Origin of the sequence: Paenibacillus sp. FSL W7-1279 (genome assembly GCF_037969845.1) — a bacterium.
Lineage (GTDB): Bacteria > Bacillota > Bacilli > Paenibacillales > Paenibacillaceae > Paenibacillus_AQ.
On sequence record NZ_CP150215.1, the window covers coordinates 4,117,387 to 4,134,456 of the forward strand.

12 protein-coding genes are annotated in these 17,070 nt (G+C 48.8%); 4 read left to right on the forward strand and 8 right to left on the reverse strand.

The annotated features are described in order from the left end of the window. Positions 1–64 precede the first annotated feature (64 nt). From MKY82_RS18220 to MKY82_RS18255, 8 genes are all read right to left on the reverse strand, one after another. The gene (locus tag MKY82_RS18220; protein WP_220685002.1) at positions 65–1,684 is read right to left on the reverse strand and encodes a response regulator; all 1,620 of its coding nucleotides are present in this window, start codon (positions 1,682–1,684) and stop codon (positions 65–67) included. After that, positions 1,659–3,443: a histidine kinase gene (locus MKY82_RS18225; protein ID WP_220685001.1), complete on the reverse strand. Its 1,785-nt coding sequence runs from the start codon at positions 3,441–3,443 to the stop codon at positions 1,659–1,661. The genes MKY82_RS18220 and MKY82_RS18225 overlap by 26 nt, the downstream gene beginning before the upstream one ends. A gap of 85 nt (positions 3,444–3,528) precedes the next feature. Next, entirely contained in the window at positions 3,529–4,527 is a 999-nt protein-coding gene (locus MKY82_RS18230; RefSeq protein WP_339294035.1) for an alpha/beta hydrolase, read from the reverse strand. 303 nt (positions 4,528–4,830) lie between these two features. Next, positions 4,831–5,910, reverse strand: a complete 1,080-nt coding sequence (locus tag MKY82_RS18235) for a glycoside hydrolase family 88 protein (RefSeq protein WP_339294036.1) — start codon at positions 5,908–5,910, stop codon at positions 4,831–4,833. A 69-nt stretch (positions 5,911–5,979) separates the two neighbouring features. Continuing rightward, positions 5,980–7,623, reverse strand: coding sequence for an extracellular solute-binding protein (locus MKY82_RS18240; protein WP_339294037.1), 1,644 nt, complete (start codon positions 7,621–7,623; stop codon positions 5,980–5,982). Positions 7,624–7,676: 53 nt separating this feature from the next. After that, positions 7,677–8,576 (reverse strand): carbohydrate ABC transporter permease, encoded by a 900-nt coding sequence (locus MKY82_RS18245; protein ID WP_220684997.1) that lies wholly within the window; start codon positions 8,574–8,576, stop codon positions 7,677–7,679. A gap of 14 nt (positions 8,577–8,590) precedes the next feature. After that, positions 8,591–9,556, reverse strand: a complete 966-nt coding sequence (locus tag MKY82_RS18250; protein ID WP_233354967.1) for an ABC transporter permease subunit — start codon at positions 9,554–9,556, stop codon at positions 8,591–8,593. Between the two features lie 210 nt (positions 9,557–9,766). Beyond that, positions 9,767–12,037 (reverse strand): helix-turn-helix domain-containing protein, encoded by a 2,271-nt coding sequence (locus MKY82_RS18255; RefSeq protein ID WP_339294038.1) that lies wholly within the window; start codon positions 12,035–12,037, stop codon positions 9,767–9,769. A gap of 396 nt (positions 12,038–12,433) precedes the next feature. On the opposite strand from MKY82_RS18255, the gene MKY82_RS18260 reads away from it, so the two are divergent. The 4 genes from MKY82_RS18260 to MKY82_RS18275 are packed head-to-tail and all read left to right on the forward strand — an operon-like array spanning position 12,434 to position 17,035. Then, a complete protein-coding gene (locus MKY82_RS18260; protein ID WP_339217652.1) occupies positions 12,434–14,557 on the forward strand; it encodes an MMPL family transporter in 2,124 nt (707 codons plus the stop codon). A 23-nt stretch (positions 14,558–14,580) separates the two neighbouring features. Then, on the forward strand, positions 14,581–15,252 hold the full coding sequence (locus MKY82_RS18265) for a response regulator transcription factor (RefSeq protein WP_194543040.1): 672 nt from the start codon (positions 14,581–14,583) through the stop codon (positions 15,250–15,252). Next, the gene (locus MKY82_RS18270; protein ID WP_339217654.1) at positions 15,249–16,667 is read left to right on the forward strand and encodes a HAMP domain-containing sensor histidine kinase; all 1,419 of its coding nucleotides are present in this window, start codon (positions 15,249–15,251) and stop codon (positions 16,665–16,667) included. The genes MKY82_RS18265 and MKY82_RS18270 overlap by 4 nt, the downstream gene beginning before the upstream one ends. Further along, the gene (locus MKY82_RS18275) at positions 16,640–17,035 is read left to right on the forward strand and encodes a hypothetical protein (protein WP_220684992.1); all 396 of its coding nucleotides are present in this window, start codon (positions 16,640–16,642) and stop codon (positions 17,033–17,035) included. Before MKY82_RS18270 ends, MKY82_RS18275 begins: the two co-directional genes overlap by 28 nt. Positions 17,036–17,070 lie beyond the last annotated feature (35 nt).

Below are 17,070 nucleotides of genomic sequence, written 5' to 3' on the forward strand. Positions count from 1 at the left end.
CTAGCTATATTGTAAGAGGGGACGTGATTGTGCACTGCTCTTGTAACGACTTTTCACTGTCACTTTACCGACTTTCCCCGGAGCTGGTGATGCCGGCATGCTCTTGCCGGTACTCGACCGGGCTCATATTCATATATTTTTTGAACATGCGGGAAAAGTGAGAGAAGTTGGCGTAGCCGATTCGCGTCGCAATCGAACTGACGGACAGCTCGGTATTTGCGAGCAGCCCGGCCGCCATGCTCAATCGCTGCTGGAGCAGGTAATCCGAGATCGACATGCCGGTCCCTTTTTTGAAGATTCGGGTCAAATAATCCGGATTCAAAAACACATGACTCGCGATATCCTCCCTCGACAGATCCTCGGATAGATGCTCGCGGATATAAGCCTTTACTTTCTCTACGATGCTTGGCGAATGCTCCACCGATGATGCAAAATCCATCGCCCTTTGAACGATATGATGAATCCAGGCCAACGCATCCGTAGCCGAGCGCACCGATCTGGCATATAACTCCAAGGAACGGCTGTCCCTGAGAGGCTGATGCGCCTGGATCCCCTTCAGATGAAGCACATAATAGAGCATTTGCTGAAAATCCTGAATGAATTGATTCAGTAAATCCGAAGTGAGTGAGTTACCTTCGATCTGAGATCGGATGTAAGCCTCCGCCTCCTTCAGGACCTGTCCGCTCGCGCCCTCCTTTAGCAGAATCGCCCACATGCTCATATCCGGAAGCATCTGCTGGAGGGCAGCCGACGGCTTCTCTTCCTTCAGCAAAAAGACTTGCTGATCATAAGCCACATTCATTTCGTTCATCCGATCCAATTGAATATACATCGAAGGGACTTCATGTCCGTGACCCGGCTCCCCGATATAACAGGCGACGCCCGCATAGAAATATTTCCTGCAAGCATCGATATACCTCTCACACATATCCTTGTATGCATCATCATCCACCGATGCCGTATCCCTGTTGATCAAGGCGAGCCAGCGCCCTTTCTCCACCGGCACCAGCATGCCATGCTCGGCCCTCTCTTGGATGTGCTCCTCGGCGGATTTGCGTATCGCGTATTCAATGATTTTTTCGTCCCGCAGCGTGACTTCCTTATACCATCTCCGAACTTGAATCAGTATCGGGGTAAAGATCATATCCTCCGAATACGGAATATTGCGATTCTCCGCCTGCTCCTTGATTGCAGCGGAGCGGCTTGGAATCGTTTGATTCAGGATATCCAGCCAGAATCGTTCAACCAACAGGGGCTGATGCTGCATCCAAAACTTCCCATATTGACTGAACTCTGATTGCTCGCGCTCCTGGTCCAGCTTCTCGATCGCTTTACTTACAACGGATTCAAGATCGGCAAAAGGGACCGGTTTCAGTAAATAATCAAAGCTGCCCAGCTGAATGGCCTGCTTGGCATAGTGAAAGTCGGCATGACAGGTAAGGAATATCGCAACGATATCCGGATGATATCCCCGTACCCATTCCAATAGATCCAAGCCGGACCCATGCGGCATTTCAATATCGCATAACAGAAGATCCACGCGCTCCCGCCGGATGATCTCCATCGCCTGGCTGGCGCTATGGGCGGTAAATACAGCGGAAACACCCAGCCGATCCCAGTCCACGCCATGTTTCAGTCCCTCTACAGCAATAACCTCATCATCCACGATCAGTACATGACGCATTGGCGTCCTCCTTTCCATCTTGTCCAGGGCTTAACGGAATGAAGAGTTCGACGACCGCCCCGTGCGGATCGTCGTTATAGCAATCCATTACGGCCCCATTCCCATACTGCAGACGCAGACGTTCCCGTACATTCCACAAGCCAATATGCGCTCGCCCGGCGTTTGCACCTTGTCCGCCGCAGCGGATCGCCTCCAATACCTCATCCGAAAATCCATCTCCGGTATCACGTACGGTCAAGCAAACGGTCGGCTCTTCCGCCAGATCGTCGAGGATCGCTTCAATGACCAGCATCGTCCGAACATCTGCCCTTACGGCATGCTTGATCGTATTTTCTACAATCGTCTGAAGCATTAGCGGAGGAACTGGGGTCTCCAGCAGATAATCCGGAACATGAATCTCGCTTTCGAATTGATTGGGAAGCCGCAGCTGCTGAATCCGCAAATAATTTCTCGTATGCTGCAGCTCATCCTTTAATAGAACCAAAGCCTGGTTATTGCTCTGGAACATATATCTGAAGTATTGAACCAGACAAATCGTCATCTCCTGGATCAATTCATATCGCTTCACCTGTGCCAAATGGTACAAAATATTCAGGGAATTCATGAAAAAATGCGGGTTGATCTGGAGCTGCAGTTGCTTCAGCTCCGCCTGCTGCTTGCTCAATTGCTCTTCATAGACGTCAATCTTCAGCTTTTCAATTTGCGACACCATCTGATCTAAGGTGCGATATACCAGCTGAAACTCCTCGGGAGCGGTCGGTACTTTCTCGATTCGCAAATTGAAGTTCCCTTCCCCGATTCTTCGCATTAATTGAACGATCTTCTGCAGCGGGCGAAGCAGCACTTTCCGCAGGAACCACAAGCTGACCGGCAGCAGCAGAACAGCGAATGCCGACAGGATGGCAGCCGTCTTTTTGAGATATGGCAGATTTTCGAGCGTCAGCTTGTCCGGAATGACGGCGACCATGCTGATGTCCGCTTTCTTCGAAGTCTCCCCCACGATGAGATAGTCCTTGTCCTTGCCTGACATGTAATAGCTGTTGAAACCATGGGTGAAATCCAACGTTTCATCCTGCAGGGGCTTCGTGTTATAAAGCGGCTTCCCCTGGGCGTCGACGAACAGCATTGCTCCGGTTTCACCCGTGTTCAGAACCGACATCGGCGACATCAAGGTTTTGAGGGATACCCATGACCCGATGCTGATATTGTCATCCCTGAGCACCTTGATCGCGTAATAGGACCCTTCAATCTCTTGCAGCTGCCAGTTCGCCTCCATTCCATAGAAACGGTTCTGGCTCGTGCTGCTTTCCTGCAGGTAATCTCGCATTTTCAATAATCCGTTATAGGTCATCGACCCTTTGTAGGCTTCAACAAAATCATGCCGCGGCAATGAATATACGAAAAGTCCGTCAATATAAGGATAAACCGATAGATCGGAGGACAGCTTCCGGGAAACATCGCTTTTGGCCATCATATACGTATTGTCCGGCACTGCGTCTTTCATCGTCAGCACACTGACTTCCGATCTGGACAGATTCACCAGATGCCGTTCGATCTCCGCGAGCTGGTTATCGATCTGTCTCATTTGGATGGAGATCATATTTTTATTGGAGACCGCCACCTGATTATGAATGACGTTCACACTGTAATAGCTCATATAGATCAGTAAGGCGATTAGAGGGATTGCCACGCCCAAAAGGCCAAGCACCAGCTTGACGCGAATCGAATTCCAAGGAATTGCCTTGATATGGCTGTACATGATGAGACTCCTCTCCCTGGTATTGAGCTATCCCCATTTTACTACTTCTCCCGATAAAAGTTGAAGCACCAGTCTTTGTCATTGTTTATCCCCGCTCTTGCAATTGCTCTTCCAAAAAGGATAACGTCATCTCAAAGCACTCCATGGCCTCTTTAGTGTTAAGCTGAAATTGATATTCGTGCTGCACGACGCCATGGGACAGCGGGTAAAACAATGACTTCACGGGCACGTTTGCCTCTTTGAGCCGCGCCTCCAATTCCTTACCGTGTTTTTCAAAAGAACCCGTGTTGCCGTCCGTTATAAAGGTTGGCGGGAAATCAGTTGTCACATGGTTTGTCGTTGAAGCTTCTTCTGCTTCGGTCCCATCCTTCCAGTTCCGTGTTCCAATATAAGCCCACCCCAGCTGATTCAGGAAGAACTTCTCTAATCTGCCGGTAACGCTCGCCAGCTGTTTGACGTTATACGGACCGCAATACAGCAGCGCCGCTTGTATGGATTTCTCCGGAACCACCTGTTCAATCCCTGTCCGCTGCGCCAAGTCGGCATTCGTCTGAATTGCGATGAATTGGGATGCAATTTGGGCGCCGGCTGAGTCTCCGCCGACAATTAGACGGTCCAAGTCCAAGGACGGGAAATCCGAAAGCTCCTTAAGATGCTGATAGACCTCAGTCATCTGAAGGACTGGTGCCGGATATCGTGCCTCGGGAGCCACCTCGTAATTCATGCTGACGACCGCATAACCTTTGCTGGCCATCATCGTACACCAATAGGCGGTGCCCGATTTATCTCCTGACACAAAAGCGCCGCCGTGAACCCATAGGATCGTAGGCAGTTTGCCCGCACGGTCTTTGGGGAGGTACAGGTCCATTTCGTTGGATTTGAATGTCGAAGGATACTTGAGGTCTTTATGAACCTCTACCACCTGCCTAAGCTCCGCCCAATTCGAAGGTGCTGCAGGCGCTGCTTCCGGCTGGCTGCGCAGCCAATGGATAAATGGAACAGGCGTTAAATTTACAAGCAGAAGCCCCCCTATGATAACAAGAACAATGACGGACAGCATCCATTTTATAATCTTCAGAATCAATATGCTTCTCTCCTTAATGCTTCTTTGGTGACGACATTCTACCTCCTTTGCATCCCTGTGATCTACCGTTAATCCGACTTCTTCGTTGTCATATGACGACCTGCGCCAGCATTCCGCGTGTTCTATAGAGTAATGATCCGAATCTAAGATATGGAGCATCCTCAGCTAAGGACAAAACTTACATCGCTATAGTAAAAAAAGCCGCTAACTTAGCGACTTCTAAATCATCTATGTTCATATCCTCCGGCATGCTCCATTCGAATCGCCGATGTCCGTTGTTATGATGAGCAAGTAGCCTGAGGTCTAATCGACTTGATCGCTACGTTTGCTAAGCTCGCGATCTCCTTGGGCTTCGATAACGTCAATGACCGACGACAGGAACGCTAGCGCCAATCCTTGTCCCCAGCCTTGTGCCCATTTCCGGTCAATGCCGAGATATCCTTCGATGTCGTTCATGACCGCCGTTCCTCCGGACACGTTCAGAACCCGTCCGTTATCCGCTATATTGGCGAGAACGCCGGCCAAGGCTTTTCTCACATATTTCGCGTGCAGCGGATTGCCCTGCATCACCATCGCTGCTGCAATACCCGCTGTAGCCGATACTTCGCCGTAAGCTTCCGGGTAATCGAGCACGGTGCCCCACAGACCGTCCTCATGCTGCATCCGTTTAATTGCCGCCAACTGGTCGCGTAAGGAGCTCCATATGTGCATCATGGGAGGATAAAGATAGCCTTCCGGCAGCCCTCTTGCCGCTCGGGACATCGTATAGGCTGCCCAGGCGTTGGCGCGCGCCCAATGAATGCCGGACATGTGGTCCTTTTTGACATGGTTATAGCCATGGTACCACAGCCCGGAATCCTCATCTTGCAAGTAATGAATATGCCGTTCGAATTGATGGAGCGCGTCGTCGATGAGCGCCTTCTTTCCGAGGAGCACGCCGACCCGAAGCTCCAAAAATGCCGCCATGAACAAAGTATCCGCCCAGCACTGCTCCGGAAAGTCATTGTCAGCCGACACCGTATGCTGAAGGACCCGGTCACCGAATCGCAAAGCATGATGCTCCAAATAATCAATCTTGCTTAAAATGAGATCAAGATATTTTTGATCCTTCGTCTGTTCATACAGGGTCAGCAGCATATGCCCCATCGCACAGGTGTTCACGGTCCATCCTTCCGGAATGCCCGCCTCTAAGTACTCCTCAACCCAATCGATCATCCGTTCCAGATAAGCATGCTCGCCAGTCACCTCGAACAGCCGGCTAATCCCATAGAATGCGACACCTCCCGGCCAATCCCACGTCAAATCCATCCCGAACGTATAATCTGCAACACGCTTGGCGGTTTGCTTTAAATCTTCTAAAGCGATATCTAGTTTCAGATTCATATTGCCCTCCATATCATCCAGAGCCCCGCTTTCGGCAGGGGCTCGGAGTTTTGGTTTAGATTTTCGTGATTACCGGAATTGACCTGCATCAATCGCTTTTTGTTTCTCGTCCAAAATCTCTTGATAGCCGGCGTCGAGGAATTTCTGCTTGGCCGCTTCGTATTTCGCATCGAACTGGTCTGCTGGCGCAAGGATAATGTCGAGATACAGCTCTTGGAAGAGGTTGTTCAAATCCGCCTTATACTCGGTAACCTTCTCGAGGACTACGGTGAACAGCGGATCCGGCGTCTGGTATGGCTTGGTCTCGTTTCGATATTGAATCATGTCTTCGACAATTTGCTCATAGCCCGCAGGCGTCCAGTTATTTTTGTTAGCTTTAAGCGTTAGCTCTGGCGTTGCGAAGGATGGCGCTTCCGTTACAAGTGCCCAATAGTCCTTGTTATTGTTCTGAGAGAGTACGGATTCGCCCTTGAAATCCGGTCTTTTCACCGGCAAGCCATCGGAATCGAGCGTATAGTTCTCACCTTCCACCCCGTTCTGCAGGAACATCAGGTTCTCCGCTTGGCTCATCCACTCGAGATACATCCATACAGCAGCACGCTCCTCTTCCGTCGATTCATGGTTAATTCCCATGATCAACCCGAACGGCCAGTCGGCGCGTCCTTGGGGCATATTTCCCTCCGGTACGCCGGAGCCAGGGGGAAGCACGGCAAATTCAGCTTCCGGATTATTCTTCAGCGTTGCTTCAAACGCATCGGTGTTATTGGTCAGGTACAAACCGTAGGTGCCCGTATTTCCCGCAACAAACTCGGCCTTGAGCTTGTTATCATCGTCGCGCAGATAGAACTCCTTATCGATAAGTCCGTTATGGTATTGATAGCTTAGGTTACGCAGCCAGGCTTCGGTTGCCGGTGTCGTAAAATCCGCAACGGATAGATCGGAATAAAGCGCGTGCGTCTTCGGATCAACCGGCCAGTCACGGAATCCGTAACTATAGTTGAACACGTTCCGTGTCAAACCGGCCCCGGCAACGCCGATTCCTTCTTCCTTCCATTTCATGAGCATTTCATTGTACTTCTCGAGCGATGTCAGGTCCTCGATTTTCATTCCTACTTTCTCAACCCAGTCTTTACGAATGATATTGACAAAGTTGCTGAAATCTGGACGTGCAGCGAAGAAGAAGGTGTTTTTTTCATCAACGACGCCGTATTGCAGAATCGTCTCGCTCAAATGGCTCCAATAGGTTGGGGCATAGTGCTCAATCTCTTGCCAGTCCAGCTCCTGCATGACACCTTCTCCATAGTATGCAAGCGCTTGCGGCATGTCGTAGTGGAAAATGATATCCGGCGCCTTGCCGGCTGCGAGCAGCTGCTGATAAGTCGTGACTTCGTTGGTACGGGCGATCGGCGTAAACTTAACCTCGATATTGTATTTGTCGCCGAATTCCTTCTGAATCCAGCGTGTATAGTAGTTGTCGGTTACGTTCCAGCCTTCGAACGCACGCTCATACACTGGAATTTCGAGTGTAACTCTTTCCGGGAAGCCTTGCGAATAATCGGGGTAGCTGCCTTCCGCGTTTTGGCTTGGCGTGTTACCCTCATCCGATGGAGAAGGCTTCTTCTCACCATTGGTGCTGTTCCCCGTACATCCCGCTATAAGACCGGCAATTAATATAAAAACCATGAACATAGACATGATTTTCGGTTTGCTCATCGTATTTCCCCCTTATCATTCTCATCATATCGATGCAAAAGAATCTGGAAATGCTATTCCTTGATAGCCCCAAGCATGACTCCCTGGACAAAATACTTCTGAATGAACGGATAGACACAAATGATCGGTAAAGTTGCAAAAACGACACATGCTGCTTTGAGCACTTCAGGATTGCTGAGCGAGACTTGCGTCATCTCTAGCTGAAAGCTCTCGCTGGCCTGAACCACCAGGTAATATAGTTTCAACTGCAGCGGCCGCAAATCGACATTATGCTTAATATAGAATAGGGCGTCCTGATAAGCGTTCCAGCGTCCGACCGCGTAAAAAAGGGACAATGTCGCTAGAATCGGCTTGGAGAGTGGAAGTACGATGCTGAACAGGATCCTGAAATGCCCCGCTCCATCCATCCGGGCCGATTCTTCCAGGCTCGCCGGAATATTGCTGGAGATCGAAGTCCTTAAGATCAGCAGGTTAAATGCGCTAAAGGATAGCGGTAATATAAGCGACCACATCGTATCAAGCATCCCCAGGCTGTTGATCAGCATATATTCGGGAATAATGCCGCCTCCAAAGAACATCGTAAACATAAAGATGAAGTTAAAAAACGAACGGCCTTTAAGCTGCTTACGGGATAGCGGGTAGGCTGCACAAATGGTGACGATCATGCCGATCAGTGTGAACAGCACCGTAATGATTACGGATATGTAAAGAGACCTCAGAATACTCTGATCGGCAAAAACTTTGCCGTACGCATCCAGAGTGAACCCCGCCGGCCAGAGAAACACCTTGTTAGCGATGACGTAGGCGTCTTCGCTTAAAGATTTTGCAACGACATGAACGAATGGCAGCAAGCAGGCAAGTGAGGCAGCAATAAGTATGAGCCGTATTAGAATATCCCATATGTCCAGTTTCCTGGTGCGGCGCACCGCATAGCTCCTAGTGAATGCTTTCATCGCTTCCCTCCTTTCTAAATGACTCCATCTTCACCCAGTTTCTTGGCAACCCGATCAGCAATTAAGATAAGGACAAGCCCCACGACAGCTTGGAACAACCCGAGAGCGGTTGCTCGGCTGAAGTTGCCGCCTTCAATTCCCCAGCGATATACCAGAACGGGAATGGTCGTGGTGAACTCCGTCGTTGCTTTGTTCGCTAAGGCAAAAACACGCTCAAAGGAACCCGCCATCACGTGGCCAAGGTTCAAAATCAGCAATGTCACGATCGTCACTCGGATCGAGGGCAGAGTAATGTTCCACATTTTCCGCCACCGGCCTGCACCATCGACGACCGCCGCTTCATACAGCTCGGGGTTAATGCCGCTAATTGCAGCCAGGTAGATGATGGTCCCCCAACCCATGCTTTGCCATACGCCAATAAAGATGTAACTGATTAGCCAATTGACGTTCTCTTGAAGGAACGGGATCCGTGTTCCCCCCAGATTCGCGATCAGATTATTGATCATACCGGTTCCTTCACCCAACAATTGATAAGCGATTGCGCCGATAATGACCCAAGACAGAAAGTGCGGTAAATAAAGCAGAGTCTGATTCACGCGTTTGAAGAAAGCATTCTTGACCTCGTTTAGCAGCAAAGAGAGAATAATCGGCATTGTAAAGCTAAATATAAGGTCCGACACATTCAGCAAAAGCGTGTTGCGGATGGCGCGAGCGAAATCGGGCTTTGCGAATATGTCTTTAAACACTTCCAGACCGACCCATTCGCTGCTCCAGAATCCGTGGGCAATCTTGTAATCCTTGAACGCAAGCACAAGACCGCTCATCGGCGCGTACTTAAAGACCAAGACAAACGCTAAAGGAATGAGAAGCAGAAAATAGAGCTGCCAATCCCGACGAAGATAATAGAGAGTTCCCTGTTTCTTGCCTGCGAAGGGGATTAAAGCGGTTTCATTTCCTGGTGCTGCATCTTGGACTTTCAAAATCTCACCTCCTCCATGCGTGATCTCCCCCCGGTTCATTTCCCTATTTCGGTGGCCCCGAGGTTGGATTTATCATATCGCCCCGTTCGTCCGAAGGTAAACGCCGAATATTGATAAGCTGCAGCCACTATTGATCCAAATTGCAGCTGATCCGTTATTCCTGAGAACCCAAGAATCATTTTTGTCTATTTGAATCAAATATTGTCCTGCTCACGAGGTTTTGGATCTCTGCAGCTTGAAGCTGCTCGGCGGCATGCCTTCAAATTTTCGGAACAGACGATTGAAGCTTCGAACATTCATGTAGCCTACCTCGGATGCAATCTGTGCAATCGACAGGTTACTCTCAAGAAGCAGCTCTTTTGCCTTCTCGATTCGGAGCAAATTGAGATAGTCGGACAAGCTTTTACCCGTATGTTCATAGACAATTTTTCGCATGTAGGAGTAACTGATTCCGATTTGCTTAGCCATTTCTTCAAACACGACTTCTTCACGATAGTGCTCATTCAAATAATGGATAATGCGATCGGCATACTTGTTGGACCCGCCCGGTGACCGCGTAAGGTAGTGAACAATCTCGCTGTAAAATTCAATAAGATATTCTTCAAGCTCGTCAAGCGTATCAATAGAAGCAAGGGCTGCGTAAATGTTCCCCCGCGTCGAGAAGATCCGCGCCGTGCTAACATTATTCTCCCTAAGGTGCTTAATGGTCACGCCAACCAATTGATGATAGATGAATAGGATATTATCGTAGGACACGTATTCGGCAGAACGGATTTCGTTACGAATGATTCTCAGTTCTTCGATGATGCTATCCAGATCGCTATGACCAAGGAAGTTCAGAATTCGTCTTTCGCTGTTAACAGGGTAAATGTATTTTTTATCCCGCCCTTCTTCCTCCTTCCAGCACGTAATGCCGCCATTGCCGGCAATCATGCGCTGCTTGATCGCTTCCATCGCCTCTGCAAAGCAATCCGAGATCAGGCGAATTGAATCTGCCGGACTGCTTACGCCGATCGTTACGGAGTGCTCGAGCAATTCCGCCGCACTGTTCCTCAACATTTCTAAAGCCGCATAAATGGCAAGCCTATAGTTGTCATCTTCCTCCTGTCTGTAGTTGATCAGGATTGCGAAGTGGCCGTCACCATGATAGACGCAGCGCGCGTGAACATCTTTCGGGAATAAATCGTCACATTTGGAGATGAGCAAGTAGCGATGGTAACTGCGCGTTTCCGGATTATTGAGGCTTATATAAGTTCGGTAACCGTCGATGGAAACGACGGCTACAAGAAAGTGCAAGTCCGGGAAAATCTCTTCCGCTTGTGGGGTCACTTCACCCCGCAGCAAACTATGGATGGCGTGGCTTTGGGCATCCTGCTCGCGGATACTTAGCAGCTTATAAAGCCCTTCTTCCTCTTCCTGCATGCGTCTGAATGCCGCCTCCAGAAAGACGAGCTCATTCTTATCGCGCACCCCCGGATTGACTCGGCCGCGTACCGTACGGACCAATTCCCTGGCTGGCTTGGATAACCATGTCGCAATAAAAACGGTCAGTATGGACCCCGCAAAAATAATAACGATCGTAAGCAAAAGGATACTTCTCTGCAAGGTAAGGGGCTTATTCATCAATTCGTCGACCGAGTAGATGCTTACGTTCGTCCAACCGAATTCTTTCGTAGGGGACCACGCATATAGCAATCGCTCGCCGTTAAGCTCGCGGAACATGTACCCTTCAGGCAATGCTTGCCGGGCGATTTCGCGAATATACGGCTCCTCGTAGGCGTTCTTGAGCAATAAATCTTTGTCGTGATGTGAGATGATGGTACCGCTTGACTTCATAAGCAAATAGCCTTGCTTGCCTGACTTCGATGATTGCAAATACTGCTCGATTTGACTCTCCTTCAGATTGACAACGATCGTTCCGCGTGTAGCGGTTGACAGCCGGTTTAAAGGCAGTGCGAACGATAAGACCTTAACGCCCGAATCGAGCTTGCGCGGATACCATACGCCGCGTATCCCTTTTTGCTCCATAAGCGCCTCGTTCAGCCAGTCGATGGACTCGTATCTGTCCAAGCTCGTTATGCCTCTGTCCGTAGAAATCACGTAATTCGCGTCGTCCAGGTAAAAGAAAGATGAATACACCCCATCGACGCTCTGATTCAGATTCAACAACTCCTTGAGCACCGCCATCGCTTTGCTTACATTCACGTAATTCGTCTTAAGCTCTGCAAGAGACTTATAAGGACGGATTCGATCGAAGACGTCGGTGCCTCCTAGGCGTACCGTATTCTGGGACAAATTGTTCAACGCATTCTCATTAAGCTCGCGATTGGCATTTAATTCTGCAAGCGAAGTTTCCGCAAAGGCATGCTCTGAATTCTGTAGAATCTGAGAGCTGCTATACCAGGTTAAAATCGCCATCGGAATGGCCATGATGCAAAATAGGATTAATGCCAATTGCATCATCATTGGAATTCGCTTCATTGGACCCCTCCATACCCTTATTTTCTATAGAAAATCACTTATGTATTAAGATAACTAAAGCGCTTACATTTGTCTTCGTTTTTATGTTTATGGTGGTTAGATCTGAGTTTCGTATTATCTGAGTTTCCCATTATAGGTTAAGTCAATCTTGTTCAACTCGTAAATCGCCACAATTGATTTTCTTTATCAACATCTGATTCTCTTCGTATAAAGGATCATTTCTTACCATGATGATCAATAATGGCATGCCTAATATTTTGCAATTACCCTACCTTTTCCATGTTATTAAACTTGGTTGTTTTGCTGCCGCTCGAATGGCCGGACTTTCGAGTTTATATTAAATTTATTTAGCTGTGCTAGAGTAAGTGCGACAAATTAAAGAGGGGGAAACAACCTTTGAGGAAGCTATTAAGTCCCATCACCGATTGGGTCTCAACCAAAAAAGGGATGTGGATTACGATTCTGGTCTGGCTGATCGTTATGGTCGGTTTAAGCGCGGGTCCCACGCTTGGCGATTACAAAGCCACCAACTTCCAGTCACTTCCAGATGAAGCACAGTCCATCATAGCCGAGAACAAATTGGAGAACACATTTCCGAATGAGCAGGGAACGCCAGGAATCCTGGTTTTTCATAATGCATCAGGAAACGTAAACCTGGATGAAGTAAAGCATATTTTGAATGGAGTCCTATCCGCCAAGATTCAGGGAGTCAAATCCATAGTCGATATCGGCACCCTGCCGCCTCAAGCCCTGAAGGGTTTTACTTCGGAGGATAACTCTACCATCATCGTTCCCATGAGCCTGGAAGCCGGTCTTGGCAGCAGCGAATATTCGGAAATCAATGACGAAACCTCCAGACTTGGCAACGAGATTGCCAGGGGTCTGAGTACAGACTTCTATATTACAGGTCCAGCCGGGATAGCCGGCGATACGATCAAGCTCTTCGAGCAGGCGGATTTTGTTCTGCTACTTGCCACCATTGTCATCATTCTTGTATTATTGATCGTTATTTACCGTTCACCGCTGCTTGCCTTCATTCCTCTGCTTGCGACGGCTATCGTATATCAGGTCGTCAACCAATCTGTAGCCTTGATGGGCTCAGCCGGACTCGAAATTAACAACTCGACCACCTCCATCATGAGCATCCTGCTGTTTGCCGCCGTCATCGACTACTCACTGTTTGTGTTCTCGCGATACCGCGAGGAATTGAATAAACATGAAAGCAAATATACTGCAATGCAGTTTGCCATGCGAGCTACCGGGGAACCTGTGTTTTTTGCAGGCGGCACCGTGCTCGCCGCGATGCTCGTTCTGTTCTTCATGGATTTCCGTGATTATCAAAATTTTGCGCCGGTATTCGGTTTGGCCATGCTTATTATTATGCTCGCTTCCGTCACCCTTGTCCCAGCCCTGTTCACCCTGTTTGGGAGAAAAGCGTTCTGGCCTAAGGTTCCTCAATTCGGTCAGAACAATGAAATCAAACACGGTTTCTGGGGGCCAGTAGCCAAATTCGTGGTGAACAAGCCGCTGCTCACCGGTGGAATCGTGGCTGTCTTCATGATCGTGACCGCCTTGAACGTATTCAACCTGAATTATGAATTCGACACCGTCAAAAAATTCCCCGAAAACTTGCCTTCGCGTGTAGGTTATGAGATCGTGGAATCTAAATATAACAAAGGCGAGCTTGCACCCTCGACGCTTCTTCTGGAATCCGAGAACGCGCTATCCGACGAGCAGATCGATCATTTCCTGAAAAAGCTGGAGAATTACGAAGAAATCGACTCCGTCCGCTTGGCCGGCATCACGGAAGATTCCAAGGCGGCAAAACTCAGCGTTGCCTTGACGATGAATCCTTATTCCACCGAAGCTATCGATTTTATTGAAAAGCTTCAGGGCCAGACTGACGCCCTTCTTAACGAGTTGTCTCTTCGGGGCGATGTTTACTACGGCGGCGTGACAGCCAAACTAGTCGATGAACGGACCGTAAACAACGGTGACATTATCAAAGTCATCATGCTGGAAACGGCTCTGATTCTCGTGCTGCTGGTTGCCTTGACTCGTTCGTTAAAAATGTCGATGTATATGATGGCCACCATCCTCATATCTTACGTGTCAGCCCTTGGCCTGGGCATCTTCCTGATCGATATGCTGTTCGGGTACGAATCCATCAGTACGCGAGTTCCTGTCTATGCGTTTATATTCTTGGTGGCGCTGGGGATCGATTATAATATTATTCTTATATCCCGCTTCCTCGAAGAGAGAAAAACATTAAAGATCAAGGAAGCTCTTGAAGTGGCCATCCGCAATACGGGTGGCGTCATTTCCTCGGCAGGCGTGATCTTGGCGGCAACCTTTGCCGCATTGACCACCATGCCGATTGCCGATCTCTTCGTGTTCGGTTTTATGGTTGCGATTGGTATTTTATTAGATACATTCCTGGTAAGAGGCATTCTGCTTCCATCCTTAATTCTATTTTTCGAAAAAGATAAGGATCCTAGAAAGCTCTCATCCCAGGCATAATGTAAGGTATGGAGGAGTCTTCCGTGAAAATTTTAGTCGTAGACGATGATTACGATATCCTGCAGCTTGTGACCATCCATTTGACGCGGGAAGGCTATACGGTTTTACAAGCTCATAACGGGAAGCACGCGCTGGAGCTTCTGGAAGAGTCGGAGGTAAACCTGGCCATCGTGGATGTCATGATGCCCGGGATGGATGGCTTCTCCCTGACTAGAATACTAACGAAAGAGCTCGACATTCCTGTCATCCTGCTGACCGCCAAGGGACAATTATCCGACAAGGAACAGGGGTTCAAATCAGGCTCCGAGGATTATCTTGTGAAGCCTTTTGAGCCAAAGGAGCTGCTGTTTCGGGTTGCCGTTGTTCTTCGCCGCTATGGCCGCGCAATGGAAAGTGTTTTGAAGGTCGGCAATGTGAAGATCAACCGGAACGATTTTGAAGTGATCATCAAGGATGAAACCATTCTCTTTCCTCTAAAAGAGTTTGAGCTGCTGACTATGCTGGCAGTACGGGCCAACAAAGTCACTCCCCGGTCCGTTCTTATCGAACAGGCATGGGGCGAGGATTATCAAGGCAACGAGATGACATTGAATACGCATATGAACCGGATTCGCGACCGTCTCAAACGTTACAACGCTTCGATCGAGATCCAGACCATCAGGGGCATTGGTTATAAATTAGAGGCGGCCGAATGAAAACATTATATCGGGAGTTTATATCCACAACACTGCTCATTCTAGGGATCAGCATTTTTATCGGATTTATTCTGGCAAACGTTGTCTACGTGATATTTACCAAAGAAGAAATCACGCAGCAAAACATGGAGGTTGCCGAACAAATCGTCCACGTTCTCGAGGAAATGCATGTATCAAGCCATACCGTGCACCCCTTCCTTGAGTCCGTCGGACAACTAGGATACCAGATATATTTGGCTAACCGTTCAGGGGAGGCGTATTTTTTCGGTGAGCCTTTTGAGCATAGAAGGCTGCCTGACCACACCATGGACCAGGTGTTAAGCGGCACGCCGTATATGGGGAAAGACGGCATATGGGATCAGCTCTGGATGATGGGGCATTTCTCCAATGATATTAGAAACACCGTCGGGCTCCCCCTTCAAATCGGAAATCAGACTTATGCTCTATTCGTCAAACCGGCCAGCAAAATCCTATTTTCCGATATCCATATGATGCTGGCGGGATTTATCGTAGCTGTCGCCATCGTGAGCCTATTGGGTGTAATCAAAATGACCAAACGGCTAATTCACCCCATCTCGGAGCTGTCCGAAGCGACGAAAGCGATCACCAACGAAGATTTTACGTATTCGCTGGATATCCATCGTAAGGATGAGCTGGGCCAGTTGGCTGAGAACTTCCTGCGTATGCAGCAGCAGCTGCAGCATAATGACGTCGCCCGGAAGTCCTTCATCAGCAACGTGTCTCATGATTTTCAATCTCCATTAATGAATATTCAAGGGTATGGAGACCTGCTCCTTCTTCCGAATCTGGATGAGAAGACGCGGCTGCAGTATGCGGGTATCGTGAGCGATGAAGCTAGACGATTATCGAATCTGACCAAGCAGCTTCTGCTGATTACGTCCCTGGATCAATCCGGTTACCCGGTGAAAAAGAGCCCTCTCCGACTGGATCTGCAAATCAAGGAATCCATCAAAAAACATCAATGGAGTCTGCAGGACCGGAACCTGACCATCTCGTACAAATTAGATAAAGCCGTGTTGTACTCCGATCGCGAGCTGCTGGCGATCGTGTGGGATAACTTGATAACGAACGCCATTAAGTACAACCAACCGAACGGCCATATCTTCATTTCCTGCACCACCGCCGGAAACAAGATCATCCTCACATTCGAGGACACCGGTGTCGGTCTGTCGGAGGCATCAGCCAAGCAAGTGTTCGAGCGCTTCTACCGGGTGGATGCAACCCGCAAGAAAGACGGGACAGGCCTTGGCCTGTCCATTGTTAAAGAAATCATCACACTATTAAACGGAACCATAACGCTCGAGAGCGAGCTTGCGAAGGGTACGACCTTCACCGTTATTTTTCTAATGGAAGGACATGATGAATCATGGAACAAAAATGGAGTTTACGGTTAATTCGATATGCAGCGCTGTTCGGCATTTTTGGAACCTATCTTGGTTCCAAAATGTCTGGCGAGATGGACTACTCCCTTCGTCCGATCCACGCCCACATTTTACTGGTCGGCTGGTTGTCGGTATTTGCTTGGGGAATCTTCTACAAGGCATACAAAGTAAGATATAAGAAACTGGTTGCTGTCCACGGCTGGCTGGCGATCCTGGGGTCCTTCGGCTTAACGTTCGGAATGTGGATGTACAATTTGAATCCTTTTCAGCTGGACGACAGTTTGGTTTTGGTCTTGTTTATTGTGGGCGGTTCGCTCCTGCTGCTTGCCTTTCTGTTATTTGCCATCATTACATTTTTTACGGAAAAAGAACAACAATAAGCTTCTTCTAAATAGAAAACAGCCAATCCCTCTCC

Bases quoted from the DNA above. Each gene is read 5' to 3' on its own strand.
- MKY82_RS18255 (WP_339294038.1), bottom strand. From the start codon at position 12,037: ATGAAGCGAATTCCAATGATGATGCAATTGGCATTAATCCTATTTTGC.
- MKY82_RS18245 (WP_220684997.1), bottom strand. From the start codon at position 8,576: ATGAAAGCATTCACTAGGAGCTATGCGGTGCGCCGCACCAGGAAACTG.
- MKY82_RS18270 (WP_339217654.1), top strand. From the start codon at position 15,249: ATGAAAACATTATATCGGGAGTTTATATCCACAACACTGCTCATTCTA.
- MKY82_RS18220 (WP_220685002.1), bottom strand. From the start codon at position 1,684: ATGCGTCATGTACTGATCGTGGATGATGAGGTTATTGCTGTAGAGGGA.
- MKY82_RS18275 (WP_220684992.1), top strand. From the start codon at position 16,640: ATGGAACAAAAATGGAGTTTACGGTTAATTCGATATGCAGCGCTGTTC.
- MKY82_RS18235 (WP_339294036.1), bottom strand. From the start codon at position 5,910: ATGAATCTGAAACTAGATATCGCTTTAGAAGATTTAAAGCAAACCGCC.
- MKY82_RS18240 (WP_339294037.1), bottom strand. From the start codon at position 7,623: ATGAGCAAACCGAAAATCATGTCTATGTTCATGGTTTTTATATTAATT.
- MKY82_RS18225 (WP_220685001.1), bottom strand. From the start codon at position 3,443: ATGTACAGCCATATCAAGGCAATTCCTTGGAATTCGATTCGCGTCAAG.